Annotated in this window: 16 protein-coding genes; 5 read left to right on the forward strand and 11 right to left on the reverse strand. The window is 66.5% G+C overall.

The window, feature by feature from the left end:
* Window positions 1–61: 61 nt before the first annotated feature.
* Window positions 62–1,066 (forward strand): Cdc6/Cdc18 family protein, encoded by a 1,005-nt coding sequence (locus tag B4589_RS16030; RefSeq protein ID WP_079232345.1) that lies wholly within the window; start codon window positions 62–64, stop codon window positions 1,064–1,066.
* On the opposite strand, the gene B4589_RS16035 is transcribed toward B4589_RS16030, so the two are convergent.
* The 8 genes from B4589_RS16035 to tnpA form a co-directional block, all read right to left on the reverse strand.
* A complete protein-coding gene (locus tag B4589_RS16035) occupies window positions 1,045–1,377 on the reverse strand; it encodes a hypothetical protein (RefSeq protein ID WP_079232344.1) in 333 nt (110 codons plus the stop codon). The genes B4589_RS16030 and B4589_RS16035 overlap by 22 nt on opposite strands.
* A 347-nt stretch (window positions 1,378–1,724) precedes the next feature.
* Window positions 1,725–3,005 (reverse strand): MFS transporter, encoded by a 1,281-nt coding sequence (locus tag B4589_RS16040; RefSeq protein WP_255246161.1) that lies wholly within the window; start codon window positions 3,003–3,005, stop codon window positions 1,725–1,727.
* Between the two features lie 373 nt (window positions 3,006–3,378).
* Window positions 3,379–3,804, reverse strand: coding sequence for a hypothetical protein (locus tag B4589_RS16045; protein ID WP_079232343.1), 426 nt, complete (start codon window positions 3,802–3,804; stop codon window positions 3,379–3,381).
* The gene (locus tag B4589_RS16050) at window positions 3,801–4,370 is read right to left on the reverse strand and encodes a hypothetical protein (protein WP_079232342.1); all 570 of its coding nucleotides are present in this window, start codon (window positions 4,368–4,370) and stop codon (window positions 3,801–3,803) included. Before B4589_RS16050 ends, B4589_RS16045 begins: the two co-directional genes overlap by 4 nt.
* 150 nt (window positions 4,371–4,520) lie before the next feature.
* On the reverse strand, window positions 4,521–4,844 hold the full coding sequence (locus tag B4589_RS16055) for a rhodanese-like domain-containing protein (protein ID WP_079232341.1): 324 nt from the start codon (window positions 4,842–4,844) through the stop codon (window positions 4,521–4,523).
* Window positions 4,844–5,143 carry a sulfurtransferase TusA family protein gene (locus B4589_RS16060; RefSeq protein WP_079232340.1) on the reverse strand — a complete coding sequence of 100 codons (300 nt, stop codon included), beginning with the start codon at window positions 5,141–5,143 and terminating at the stop codon, window positions 4,844–4,846. The genes B4589_RS16055 and B4589_RS16060 overlap by 1 nt, the downstream gene beginning before the upstream one ends.
* Window positions 5,144–5,296: 153 nt before the next feature.
* Window positions 5,297–6,535: an RNA-guided endonuclease TnpB family protein gene (locus B4589_RS16065; protein ID WP_079232339.1), complete on the reverse strand. Its 1,239-nt coding sequence runs from the start codon at window positions 6,533–6,535 to the stop codon at window positions 5,297–5,299.
* Complete coding sequence (gene tnpA / locus B4589_RS16070) at window positions 6,532–6,921, reverse strand: IS200/IS605 family transposase (RefSeq protein WP_079232338.1); 390 nt, start codon at window positions 6,919–6,921, stop codon at window positions 6,532–6,534. The genes B4589_RS16065 and tnpA overlap by 4 nt, the downstream gene beginning before the upstream one ends.
* 250 nt (window positions 6,922–7,171) lie before the next feature.
* Between tnpA and B4589_RS16075 the strand changes: the two genes are divergently transcribed.
* Entirely contained in the window at window positions 7,172–8,191 is a 1,020-nt protein-coding gene (locus B4589_RS16075) for a PLP-dependent cysteine synthase family protein (protein WP_079232337.1), read from the forward strand.
* Between the two features lie 112 nt (window positions 8,192–8,303).
* The gene (locus B4589_RS16080; protein ID WP_079232336.1) at window positions 8,304–8,996 is read left to right on the forward strand and encodes a nucleotidyltransferase domain-containing protein; all 693 of its coding nucleotides are present in this window, start codon (window positions 8,304–8,306) and stop codon (window positions 8,994–8,996) included.
* A gap of 31 nt (window positions 8,997–9,027) precedes the next feature.
* On the opposite strand, the gene B4589_RS16085 is transcribed toward B4589_RS16080, so the two are convergent.
* Window positions 9,028–10,353, reverse strand: a complete 1,326-nt coding sequence (locus B4589_RS16085) for an RNA-guided endonuclease TnpB family protein (protein ID WP_079232335.1) — start codon at window positions 10,351–10,353, stop codon at window positions 9,028–9,030.
* 59 nt (window positions 10,354–10,412) lie between these two features.
* Between B4589_RS16085 and B4589_RS16090 the strand changes: the two genes are divergently transcribed.
* The gene (locus B4589_RS16090) at window positions 10,413–10,559 is read left to right on the forward strand and encodes a hypothetical protein (RefSeq protein ID WP_176330554.1); all 147 of its coding nucleotides are present in this window, start codon (window positions 10,413–10,415) and stop codon (window positions 10,557–10,559) included.
* A 126-nt stretch (window positions 10,560–10,685) separates the two neighbouring features.
* Here the strand turns inward: B4589_RS16090 and B4589_RS16095 are convergent, their stop codons facing one another.
* On the reverse strand, window positions 10,686–10,946 hold the full coding sequence (locus B4589_RS16095; RefSeq protein ID WP_079232334.1) for a MoaD/ThiS family protein: 261 nt from the start codon (window positions 10,944–10,946) through the stop codon (window positions 10,686–10,688).
* 140 nt (window positions 10,947–11,086) lie between these two features.
* Here B4589_RS16095 and B4589_RS16100 point away from each other — a divergent pair, with 140 nt between their 5' ends.
* The gene (locus B4589_RS16100) at window positions 11,087–11,506 is read left to right on the forward strand and encodes a desampylase (RefSeq protein ID WP_079232333.1); all 420 of its coding nucleotides are present in this window, start codon (window positions 11,087–11,089) and stop codon (window positions 11,504–11,506) included.
* A 9-nt stretch (window positions 11,507–11,515) separates the two neighbouring features.
* Here B4589_RS16100 and B4589_RS16105 read toward each other — a convergent pair whose 3' ends face one another.
* Window positions 11,516–12,361 carry a molybdopterin-synthase adenylyltransferase MoeB gene (locus B4589_RS16105; RefSeq protein WP_079232332.1) on the reverse strand — a complete coding sequence of 282 codons (846 nt, stop codon included), beginning with the start codon at window positions 12,359–12,361 and terminating at the stop codon, window positions 11,516–11,518.
* Window positions 12,362–12,404 lie beyond the last annotated feature (43 nt).

Below are 12,404 nucleotides of genomic sequence, written 5' to 3' on the forward strand. Positions count from 1 at the left end.
GGAACCGACCGGAACGTTCGGGGGTCCACTTATCACCGCAGGCCGAAACAGTGTCGGGTAGATGCTGCGAGACGGGACGGTCTTCGAGGACGAACATCTCCCCCGCGAGATCGTCGGCCGAAACAGTCAGATGAACGAGGTGACCGACGCGCTCACGCCCGTCGAGGACGGCGCCCGCGCGGAGAACTGCTTCCTGTTCGGCCCCAGCGGCGCCGGCAAGACCACCGTCGCCCGCGCGGCGGTCCGGGAGCTCCGGCGTGCGGTGCATGGCGTCCCGACGGCCTACATCAACTGCTGGAAGGATTACACCCGGAGCGGCGTGCTCGAACGCGCCGCGAAGGATCTCGCCGGCGCCGCCGTGCCGAAGAACGTCGCCGCCCGCGAGTTGATCGACACGCTCCAGAACGGGATCGATTCGCCGAGCGTGATCGTCCTCGACGAGGTCGACCAGCTCCAGGACCCCGGGACGCTGTACGACCTCCACTCCGTCCCGGGGTTGGCGTGGATCTGTATCGCCAACCGCGAGGTCGACCTGCTCGCCCGCCTCGACGAGCGCGTCCACTCCCGGGTCTCCGTGGGCTACCGCGTCCAGTTCGACCGCTACACCGTCGACACGACCGCCGAGATCCTCGACCGCCGGGCGGCGGAGGGGCTGGAGCCCGGCGCCGTCGACCGGCCGACGCTCGATCGGATCGCCGAACTGGTCGACGGCGACGCCCGACAGGCGATCACGGCGCTCAGGGTCGCCGCGCGCAAAGCCGAGCGCGAGGGGCTGTCGACGATTCCGCCCCGGCTCGTCGACGACGCCGTGCTCGACGCCGAGGCCGCGGTGCGGCAGAAGACGATCTCGAAGCTCAACGACCACCAGCGCGTGCTGTACGAGTGTATCGAGGCGTCGGGCCCGCTGATCCAGAAGGAGCTGTACGAGCAGTACGAGCAGGAACACCCCGACCCCATCACGCTCCGGGGGCTGCGGAAGACCCACCTGCCCAAGCTGGAACACTACAACCTGATCGAGACCGAACGCGGCGGCGACGGCAAGACCTACCGGCTCGCGTCGGGGTAGCGGTCGGTCCGCGACCGGGACGACCCGTGCTGGTCCGGTGTTCCCGTTCTGCCGTCCGGATACTGCCCGACCGCGAGGACGTGGGAGGCGAGGACGACGCCCGCGGCCAGCCACAGCACCGCGTCGACGTCGAGGAACCCACCCCGCCAGCCGACGTAGACGAACAGCCAGAGCAGCCCGCTCGCCGTGAGCGGCGCCCGGCCGCGACTGGTGAACACGCCGAGGAACCACGCCAGCCCGCGCGAGTGGTCGTGCCCGCCGAACCCGGGGGGCTCGTGTGCCGACGCGGAGTCGTCTCTCGCCCGCCGCATCGCGTCCTCGTGCCGATACCGACCGGTCGATCGCGCACCTCGAACGGCGGCGGTCGCCGATCCGGACCGCCGCCGAGGCGAGGTCGACGCCCGTCGAACTCGGCGCCGTGGCTCGCCGCGGCCAGTCCGCCGTCGGTCCTCCCGCTCGTCAGTTTGCGTCGACGAATCGTGCTCCATACCCCTCCTCCGTCCCCCGACGCCATGAGTGCTCGTCGGCCCGTTCCGTTCGGTTCGATTCACCGGAAACTACCTGATGGCGAAGGGAAGGATCTGTTCCGTCCCTCGTTCCGAGTTGAAAAATCAACGCCCGTCGGCGGAGCGACGACGGGCGGTGCGAGAGCCGACCCCTACCGCTCGTCGACCACCGCCACGTCGAAATCCGCTGGCTCCGCGCTCGCGACGGTCGGGAGCCGGCGCAGTCGTGGGCGGAGGAACACGTACGCGGCGGTGAACCCGAACCCGGCGGCGGCGAGCGCCATCGTCGTCCCGTGACCGATCGCGTCGCCGACGGCGCCGCCGAGCAGCGAGCCCAGCGGGAGCGTCGCGCCCGAGGCGGTACCCTTGATCGCGGACACCCGGCCCAGTCGGTCAGCCGGGAACAGTCGCTGGTTCAGCGTCGACGTGAGCACGCCGCTGACGCCGATCGGAACCCATGCGAGCCCGAACAGCCCGACCGTGAGCGCCGTTGACGGGGCGAGCACCGACGCGAGCCACGCGCAGGCGCCCAGCCCGTTCCCGACGATCAGGAACGCGCCGTAGCGAACGCCCTCGAAACGCGGGCCGACAACCGAGCCGATCAGCCGCCCCGTGCCGAGCGCGCCGAGCAGGAGGCCGTAGGCCGCGGGCCCGCCGACGGCGTCGCCGAACGCCGGCAGCACCGCGAGCGTCACACCGGTCGTGAAGTTCGCGACCGCCGTCGTGAGCACGAGTTCGACGAACGCCGTGCCACGGAGGATCTCCACGCCTTCGCGCATGTCGTCCGCGTAGGACCGCAGCGCCGCGCGAACCGAGGCGCCGGCGTCGTCGGGCGCGACCTCCGGGACGCCCATCCGGGCGAACAGCAGTGCCGCGAGCGCGAACGTGACCGCGTCCGCGAGGAACAGCGCCGTCGGGCCGAACAGGGCGATCAGCCCGCCGCCGACGGCGTCGAACAGCATGTCCAGCCCGAGCGTCACCGTCGCGAGCGCGGAATTGGCCTGTGACAGCCGGTCGTCCGCGACGATCCGGGGGACCAGCGTCGCCTCGATCGGCCCCATCACCAGCGTCGCGAGCATCAGGATCGGGACGACCCCGAGCAGGAGGTCGACGTCGAGTCGCCCCGCCACTGCCGCGAGCGGGAAGACGAGCACGACGACGCCCTGGACGACCTGCGAGCCGACGAGCAGGGGTTTGACCGGGAAGCGGTCGACGACCGGGCCCGCGACGGCCTGCAGCAGCCAGGGGAGCAGCAGGATCGCGTTCGCGACGCCGACCAGCGTCGTCGAGCCGCTGAGTTCGAACACGAGCCACAGCACCGCGACGGTGTAGAGGCTGTCCCCGGCGTTCGTGACGAACTGCCCGGCGACGAACCGCCGGAAGTCGCGGTTGGCCCGGAGCGGGTGGTCCCGCCCGATGGCGGGCAGGATCACCGCCGATCACCCCCGGTTCGATCGCGCGGCGGATTCGGTTCACGTCCCGGCGGACGCGAGCGATGCGACTGGGAGTCGGGAGTCGGTGCGGCGTCGTGTGAGCCCCGGTGTAGCGGGGGCTCGGTGGCGTTAGGCATCTGGCGTGTTCGATCGAGGAACTGCGGCTACCGCGCCGGTAGCGGAGCGAACCCGAGTGCTGCGGCTATCGGGCCCGCCGCGCGGCCGGCGGCGCGGTCGGATCGAACACCGGACGAATCGAGAGCCGGCGGAACATCGACGCTTCGCTCGGGTCGTCGGTGACGCAGCTAAAAGGTGTACCGGTCCGGACGGATCGATCGAGTAGCGGTGGCTACGGCTGGGTGGTGAAAACGTGTCACTGCCAGAAGTCGCGCTGCCGGGTCTCGACCTCCCGCAGCACGGCCGCGAGCACGTCACGCCAGTCGTCGGGGTGTGCGTCGTCGTCCCCGGGCGTCGGCGCGTCCGGTCCCGGATGGACGTGATCCCGCTCGTTGTGGCTCGAGGGGTGTCTGTCCCAGCGGTGGTCGAACTTGCCGTCGGGGTGGTCCTCGTGGTAGTGGATGGAGAAATCGCCGTTCTCGTACCAGCTGATCTCCAGTCGCGCCGCCTCGACGCTCGCCGGGTAGTAGCGCGGGTCGTAGACGCAGACGACCCGTTCGGGCGCGTACGACGGCTCTCGGTCGACGCTGACGAACCGATCGCCGGCGGCCAGCCGCTCGTGGACGGCGTCGAGGCGGTCCGCGTCGAGCGGCGCCGCCTCGCGGTCGTCCCCGCCGCTCATACCGTGGCTCGACGGTCCGAGGCGTCGTCGCGGTCCGGCGAGAGCGCCCGCTCGAGCAGCTGGACGTGTCGGCGGGCAGTCCGCCACTCCGAGAGCTCCGCCCAGACCGCCGAGACGGAACGGTCCGATCCGGTCGTCCGCTCCGAGATCGACACCTTGTCGGGCGAGTCGACCCCGTACTCGTCGACGAACGCGTCGACACGCTCGGTCTCGCTCTCGAGGAACGTGAGCAGTTCCTCCGTCGTGTACTCCTCCCGGAGCCGCTGGACACGCCGCCAGTTCAGGTACGACTGGTTCCGCTCGTAGGTCGCCGGCGACTCCGTGACCCGGGTCACGATCCCCATCCGCTCGAACCACTCCAGATACTCCCGCGCGGCGTCGACGCCGTGACCCGCGCGGTCGGCGATATCGCTGACAGAGGCCGGCTCCGAGAGCCCGAGGACGGCGTCCAGGAAGTCCTCGCGCGTCCGACCGCCGCGGACCAGCTCCGCGGGATCGGAGAGCGCGTCGAAATCCGGCGGCTCCGCACGCTCGTCGGCGCGACGCTCGGGACGCGGTTCTTCCATGCGAACGGGTTGGGGCTGACGTGATATATCTCCTTCGGCGGGTATATTCCGTGAATCCTCGTTCGACGGTCGACCCCCACAGGTTCGTCCGTCCGAGCAGCCTCGCTATGCGTGACGGGTCCGTCGGCGGAAACGTCGATCCCGGCCGCGCTACTCGTCGCCAGTTTCGAGTTCGTACTCCCACGCCTCGTAGCCGCCCGCCATGCTCCGGACCTCGTCGTCCTCGCTCACGTCCTCGAAGGAGTCGATGAGCCGGGCGGCCTGTACGGAGGACTGGCCGATGGGACAGGCGACGACCACGTCGTCGCCCCACTCCACGTCGTCGACGCGGGAGGGGAGTTCCGACATCGGGATGTTGATCGCGCCGGGGATGTGGCCCGCCTCGAACTCGGCGGGCGGGCGGATGTCGACGACCTGCACGCCGTCCTCGTCGAGCTTCTCCTCGACCTCGTCGGGAGTAATCTCGTCGACCATTACGCTTTCCGGAGGAAGATGCGGTACAGTCCGTCGCCGCTGCGCCAGACCTGTGCCTCGGCCTCGCCCTCGACGGACTTGGGCACGTTCTCGGTGCTCGGGACGTGGTCAGTCTCCTGGACGAGCAGGTCGCCCGACTCGAGGCGCTGGATCGCCTTCTTGGCCTCGATCTGCGGATAGGGGCACACCTCGCCGGTCATGTCTTGGACCGCCGCCGCCCCCTCGAGCAGCGACTCCGCGGTCTCGTCGTCGAGCTCCTCGGGGGAGTCGACGACGTCCTCCCAGTCTGCGTGACTCATGTGCCGGGGTTGGCCGTTTGCGCGTATAGCGGTTTCGTCGCCCACACTCCTCTCCTCTTTCTCCGACGGACCGGCACGTTGACCTCCTCCCGCGCCTAAAGACGCGGGAATCCCACCACGGGATTTCGGGCCGGTCGAACCGACCCTCCGGTTTCAAGACGCATTCGTTCCAAGCGTCTCTTGCTGGGTCTCAGCATCGGCTTGGCTGTCTTGTGGGGCGGTCAAACGCCCCCCATCCTCAGCCGAGTCATCGCCATCCGTGTGTTCTCTTGAATGGCTCTCTCCACTGAGGTAGCGGTCTGCGATATTTATCGCGCCGTTCACGTCCGCTTGGTACTCACCCATCCAGCACGCGTCGTTCGGACACGTGAACGTCGCCTGTCGCGGGCGATATCCTCCCTCACCGCACGCGTGGCACTCCTTCGACGTGTTGCGCGGGTTCACCGTCTCGACGGGAATCCCCTTCTCGACGGCCTTGTAGCGTATCTGTGCGTGGAGTTTGGCGAATCCCCATCCGTGGAGACGCCGGTTCCTGAAGTCGCCGTAGTCCATCGACTCCCGTATGTACGTCAGGTCTTCCAGAACGAGAACGGGGGTCTCGACGGACTCCGCGTACTCCACGACTTCGCGGGTAACGCGGTGGAACACGTCGTCTATCTGGTTCCACAGGTCGTCACCGAATGACTCCGCGATACGCTCGCTTCCGCGCGTCTGGAGTCGGCGCTTGGCGGTGAAGTAGGTCTTGCGGAGCCGACGAACGGTCTTCCCCTCGTCGGCCCACAGTTCGGGCGCGGTCGGCGAACCGTGGTCGTCGCGGTGACACACCGTGACGAGTGACGCTTCCCCGATGTCCACTCCGATGGGCGTCCGTTCTTCGGCGGACACCTCGGAGCGTTCCTCCACGTCGCGGGTGGCGGTGATGTGGAGATACCACGTCCCGTCCCGCTCGAACAGCCGACTCTCGCCCATCGTGGCGTCTCCCGCGTGCAACGCTTCCAGCCAGTCTCGCTGTTCGGGATTCGGTTGTGCTGGCATCCAGAGGTGGTAGTCCTCGTGGTGCGGGATTTTGACGTACCACTCAATGGCGTTCTCGGGCTTATGGTCAAGTCGTACCCCGTCGTTGGTGAATCGGACCGGGTGATCGTCGTGCAGTTCGCCCGCGTTGTACGTCGTCGTCAACTGTGGGACGTACTTCTTGAGCGCGTTTTTCGCGTACCCGCTCAGGTCGTAGTTGACCACCACGTCGTTCGCTTCGGGCTGGGTGGTACATCGGTCGTCGAAGGCGTCTTGCAGGGCGCGCTGGTACGCTTCTCGCGTCTCTCGGAGTTTCCGCCGCTTGTGGGCGTTCGGCTCCACAAGTTTGAGTTCCAGCGTCTTCGTGAGTTCGGTCACGAATCGCCCTCCTTGTGTTGCTGGATGTAGTTCTCGACCGTCTCACTCGAAACGTGCCCGGCGGTCCCTGCGTAGTATCCTCGCGCCCAGCCGATTTTCTCGCCGTCGTGGTCGGCGAATCGGTGGTTGTACTTGCGCGAGGAGATACCCTTGAACCAGTTGGCGAGGAGCGCCGGTTCGTTCTTGGGTGGGCTACTGACGAACAGGTGAACGTGGTCGGGCTGTACAGTGAGCTCGAGGATTTCGACGCCTTTGTCGTCGGCTATTTCGTGGAGGATGGACCGGACACGGCTGGCGACCTCGTTGACGAGTACCGGCTGCCGGTACTTCGGCAACCACACTATGTGGTAGTTGAGGGTGTAGGTCGCGTGCCGTGTGGTCTTCATCCGTATTGTACACTATAGTCCGTCGGCGTCTTAATACTGCCGGTAGAACGGTGGGAAATCCAGCTGTGACGTCGTCGGTGGGTGTGTAGGCTATTGTCCGCTTGACCCCCGCCTAAAGACGGGGGTATGCGCTCGTATCTTTATCACGGCGTGGACTCGGCGACCACGCGACGGAGCGTGTGGTAGCTCGCTGGCCGTGATCGGCACCGCTTACGTCAGAACCTTCACCTCCCCATGGCCTACCCCGGGTATGTCCGATCCCACGGTCGACGAGTCCACCATCGGCGGGACGCCGCTGGTGGAACTCGCCGTCGACGTGCCAGCGACCGTCTACGGCAAAGCCGAGTGGTTCAACCTCTACGCCGCGGAGTACGGCGGCGGCTCGGTGAAGTCCCGGATCGCCCGCGAGATGCTCGACGGCGCCGAGACACGCGGCGACCTCGACGGCGACCGTACCGTGATCGAACCGTCCAGCGGCAACACCGGCAGCGAACTCGCCCGGGTCGCAACCGCGCGGGGGTACGACGTGGAGATCGTCGTCCCCGACAACGCCAGCGGCGGGAAACTCGACGCGATCCGGGACGCCGGGGCGGAGATCCACGTCGTCGACGCCGACCTGGGGTACGATGCGGTGATCGAGCGCTGCGAGGAGCTGATCGCCGAGCACCCCGACCGCTACTACCGGCCGAACCAGTACGAGAACCCCGACAACCCCGGCGCCCACGAGCGCACGACCGCGCCGGAGATCTACGAGGCGACCGACGGCGAGGTGACCCACTTCGTCGCCGGCGTCGGCACCGGCGGTACTGTCACCGGGACGGGACGCGGGCTCCACGACCGCGGCGATGTGGACGTAATCGGCTTCGAGCCGGCGAACCCGCTGCACGCGATTGACGGGCTGAAGTATCTTCGCTCGGGCGATCACTACCACCCCGGGACGTACGACGAGGCGGTGCTCGACGACAAGCTGTACGTCGACACCGAGGCCGCCTACGAGCGCGCCCGCGAGCTCCGCGATCGGTTCCAGGACCGCGAGATCCCCATCCGGGACACGGGCCAGCACGACGAATCGACCGTGCGGGAACACCTTCGCGTCGACGGCCAGTTCGTCGTCGGCACCTCCAGCGGCGCGGGCGTGCAGGCGGTCCACCAACTCCACGAGGAGGACGGGCTCGACGCCGACAGCGTGGTCGTGATCCCGCTCTGTGACCGCGGGGACAAGTACGCCGACATCCCGCTCTGGGAGGCGTACCTGGACGGCGAGAACTGACCAGGTTCGAGGAGAAAGCCCACGACTTCAGTCGTGGGAGGATGTCAGACCTGTCGCAGAGGAGCGAAAACGTGGCGAAACGTTTTAGCCTTTTTGGACACTAAAAGTGTACATGGACACTGAGGGAGAGCACAGCATAGAGCTACACGTTCCCTTCCCCTTCGGCGAAGAGCAGGTGTTCCGGTACGGGGCAATGGAGGACGTCCTCGAGCTGCTTACTCGCAACCCATTTCGTGAGTTCACCGTCCGTCAACTCCGCGAAATCACGGATAACGGCTCGAAGACGACGACGCGAGCGGTCGACCTACTCCAGCAGTTGGATCTAGTTACCGTCGACGAAAGCGGGCGCAGTCGGAACGTGCAACTGAACCGCGACAGTGTGACAATCCCGGATGAACCGCTGTTCGCAGTACCACAGGATGAGTTCCGTGAGCCGATACGAGAGTACACTGATCGAGCTCGAACGAAGGTACCGTCGTTTTCAGCCCTGTTGGTGTTCGGGAGCGTCGCCCGGGGTGAGGCAGACAGGCAGTCCGACATCGACATTTGGATCCTGATCGATGACGACGAGGATCTCCTGCAAGCCCGGCGTACGGCGACGGACATCGCCAGCAACCTCGGGGAACAGCGGTTCGGCAAACAAGGGAACCGATACGAGTTTGAGGTGCTTGTTGAATCCGTACCGTCGGCACTGGATCACGCCAACGCCGAAGCCAGCATCGACGAAGTGCTGGCAGAGGGAATCGTAATCGAGGACTCAGAAGCCTTGGAGCGGGTCAAGGACTTGACCTCCTCCCACCCCTGAAGGGGTGGGATTCCTCCGGTGGGGATTTCGGCTAGGCCGAACTCCAGGAGGCAACTTTTCCCACCTCGTGGTGGGTACTCCGGTCTGTGCGTTCCTCTTTGGGATTTGCCCGCCGGACAGGCGGGGCGGTTGTGGCGGGCCGCCACTCGTGATTGTCCCACTCGAAGCGCACGGGCCGGGCCATCGGCCCACCTTCACTACCAGTCTCGCGGTCGAGGAACACGCGGCTCGCCTTCAAATCGCTGTGTCCCTCGAATCCACACGCCGTACACCGGAACACGTCCCCGTTCCGGTGCGTCTCCTCGCGCTCGCCGCACTCCGGACACTCTCGTGTCGTCCACGACTCCGACCTCTCGACGACCTCGATGCCGTATTCCTCGCACACGCACTCGAGGCGGTCGGTGAACCGTGAGAACGCCCAGAAGTTGTGGGTCTTCTCGTTCACCACGCACTTCCAGTGCGTCTCCAGTACGTCCTCCAGATCGCCGACGTACACCCGACAGACGCCCTCCTTGTACAGCCGTTCGACGAGATCACGCACCAACGCGTCCTGCGCGTGGTTTCGCCGCTCCGTCCGCTGTCGGTACAGGCGGTCGATGCGCTTGCTCGTCCGCCGCTGATCGTCCAGTTTGGACTGGTAGTGGGCGATCTCCTCGGTGGTGTCGCGGAACCGCTCGAAGAGACTGCGGCCCTCGTAGAGGAACTGCTGGCCAGCTGTAGTGGTGCAGGCGACGAGGTTGTTCGCACCCACGTCCAAGGCGGCCTCGTGGGAGGCCAGTGGTGAATCCCGTCGAGAATCGGGAACTGTGACGGGTTGAAGTGCCCTGAACCTGTCGCGGGCCTCGTCGTACACCAGTTCCAACCGACCTTGTTCCCCACGCCACTTCGGGTCGCCGCAGGCTTCGAGGCGGAGTCTGCCGGTGATGTCGTACTCGTCTTTCAATGCCTTTCCGACGGGAATTTCGAGGCGGCTTCGGTTGCCCCACTGGAGGGTGTACTGGTCGTTGCGGATGTACGTCCGCAGCTCTCTGCCGTCGTCCTCGTTGCCCCAGTAGCCGGGTGGCGATGGCTTCCCGCCGCGATTGCCGTCGTAGTATTTCTCGTTAAGGGCGAAGAACGACCGCCACGCCTCACTGTTCTTGCGGGGGATTTGCTGGGCTGTTGCACTGCCCAGTACGTCCTTGTAGCGGTCGCTGGGATTGGTGGCGCGCCAGACCGAATTGCCGTCGAAGAAGGCTTGGCGGCGGTTGTAGGTGAGTTCGTTCCAGAGTGCGGCTGACGCGTCGAGGAGTTCGAGGAGTGCCTCACGCTGTTCGGGTGTGCGCGGGTGTACCTCGAACTCGTTGACGCGCTTCATCGCCGTACAAATGTGTAGCTCCCGAACCAATATATAGATTGGGTATATATGTGTTTAGTATGGGCGAAACGAACAAGATATACATCGAGATGGACGACGATGAGCAGTACGAGGAGTTGAAGCGGATCAAGAAGAAGCATGGACTGACGTGGAAGGGACTGCTGTTGCAGGGAGCGCGGCGAATGGAGGGAGACGACGCGATCTAGGCGGTGGGAAATCCACGCCGGCTACCGAGCGTGGATTGTTTCCCTGTTGTCGGCTTCATCCCACGGCTAAAGCCGTGGGCTTTCGCCTTGTACTTCTGTAAGATTTCAGCAGGGCCAATTCTCGTGCTACCGGCCGCCGCTGGCGGCGGGGATCACGCGTACGCGGCTGTCGTCGTCGACCGCGGTGTCGAGCCCGTCGACCTCGCTCCCGTCGACGTAGACGTTGATGAACTCCTTGATCGCGCCGTCCTCGATCACGCTGTCCCGGAGCGCCGGCCCGTGTTCGTCGGCGTGGTTCTCGAACAGGTCCGCGACCGTCTCGCCCTCGACGTCGACGGTCTCCGTCCCGCCTTCGCCGAGCACTGCAGGAACCTTGATTTCGGCCATACGCGCGGTTCGATAGCGACGGGAAAAAGCGGCCCGGCGGCGGCAATCGCCGCCCCGGTCAACGACGCGCCCTGTCGGCTGCCCACCCTCGACGGCGCCGGTGACGCCGGGGTTTTCCCCCCGCCCGGCGAACGGGGGCCATGATCGAGTTCGCACGCGAGGCGTACGACGACGTCGTCTACGCGGGGTACGACGGCGCCCCGGAGGAGGCCTGCGGCGTCCTCGCCGGCGAGTACGGCGAGGCGGAGAGCACCGTTCTCGAGGCCCATCCGACCGAGAACGCCGCCGACACGCCCGAGATCCGGTACTACATCGACCCGGAGGAACAGCTAGCGGTCATCGAGGAGATCGAAGATTCGGGGCTGGATGTCGTCGGGTTCTACCACACCCACCCCGCCGGCCCCACCCAGCCCAGCGAGACCGACGCCGAGCGGGCGGCGTGGCCGGGCTACTCCTACGCGATCTGTGCGTTCGACGGCTACCCCTACCTCGGCTCGTGGCGCTGGCAGGGCGACGAGGAGGGGTTCGAGCAGGAGGTCGTTCGCGTGGTCGACCGCTAGTTCGCCGCCTCAGTCCGCCGAGGCCTCGGGGTCGTCCTCCCGCGAGATGGCACAGGAGGCGGTGTACTCCACCTCGTGGATCGAGCCGATCGGGTCGTCGCCACAGACCGGGCAGTCCGCTTTCTTCGTGATCTCGACCTTGTCGAACTCCATGTTGGCGGCGTCGTAGAACACCATCTCGCCGTCCAGCAGTTCGCCCTCGTCGAGCACGTACTTCACGGCCTCGGTGGCCTGGATGTTGCCGACGGTGCCGGGGAGGACGCCGAGCACGCCCGCAGTCGCGCAGTTGGGGACCATCCCCTCCGGCGGCGCCTCCGGGAACATACAGCGGTAACACGGCGAGTCGTCGGCGTCGGTGAACGTCGTCACCTGCCCCTCGAACCGGAAGATCGAGCCGTGGGAAAACGGGATCCCCGCAAGCGTACAGGCGTCGTTGACGAGGTAGCGCGTCCGGAAGTTGTCCGTCCCGTCGACGACGAAGTCGTACCCGTCGATGAGCTCCTCGATGTTCTCCGGTTCGACGCGCATCTCGTGTTTCCGGACGGTCACGTCGGGGTTGAGGTTCTCGACGAACTCTGCCGCGCTGTCGACTTTCTTCCGCCCCACGTCGTCGTTCCCGTGGATCGTCTGGCGCTGGAGGTTCGACAGTTCGACCTCGTCGTCGTCCGCGATGCCGAGCGTACCGACCCCCGCCGCCGCGAGGTACTGGATGATCGGCGAGCCCAGCCCGCCCGCGCCGAGCACCAGCACCTCGGCGTCGAGCAGATCGCTCTGGCCCTCCGGCCCCACGTCGTCCATGATGATGTGCCGGGAGTAGCGGTCCAGCTGTGTGGAGTCGAGATCGAGATCGCTCATACCGGGGAGAGGTGTGAGACGGGCAAAAGCCCACGGGCGTGTG

This window comes from Halolamina sp. CBA1230 (genome assembly GCF_002025255.2).
Lineage (GTDB): Archaea > Halobacteriota > Halobacteria > Halobacteriales > Haloferacaceae > Halolamina.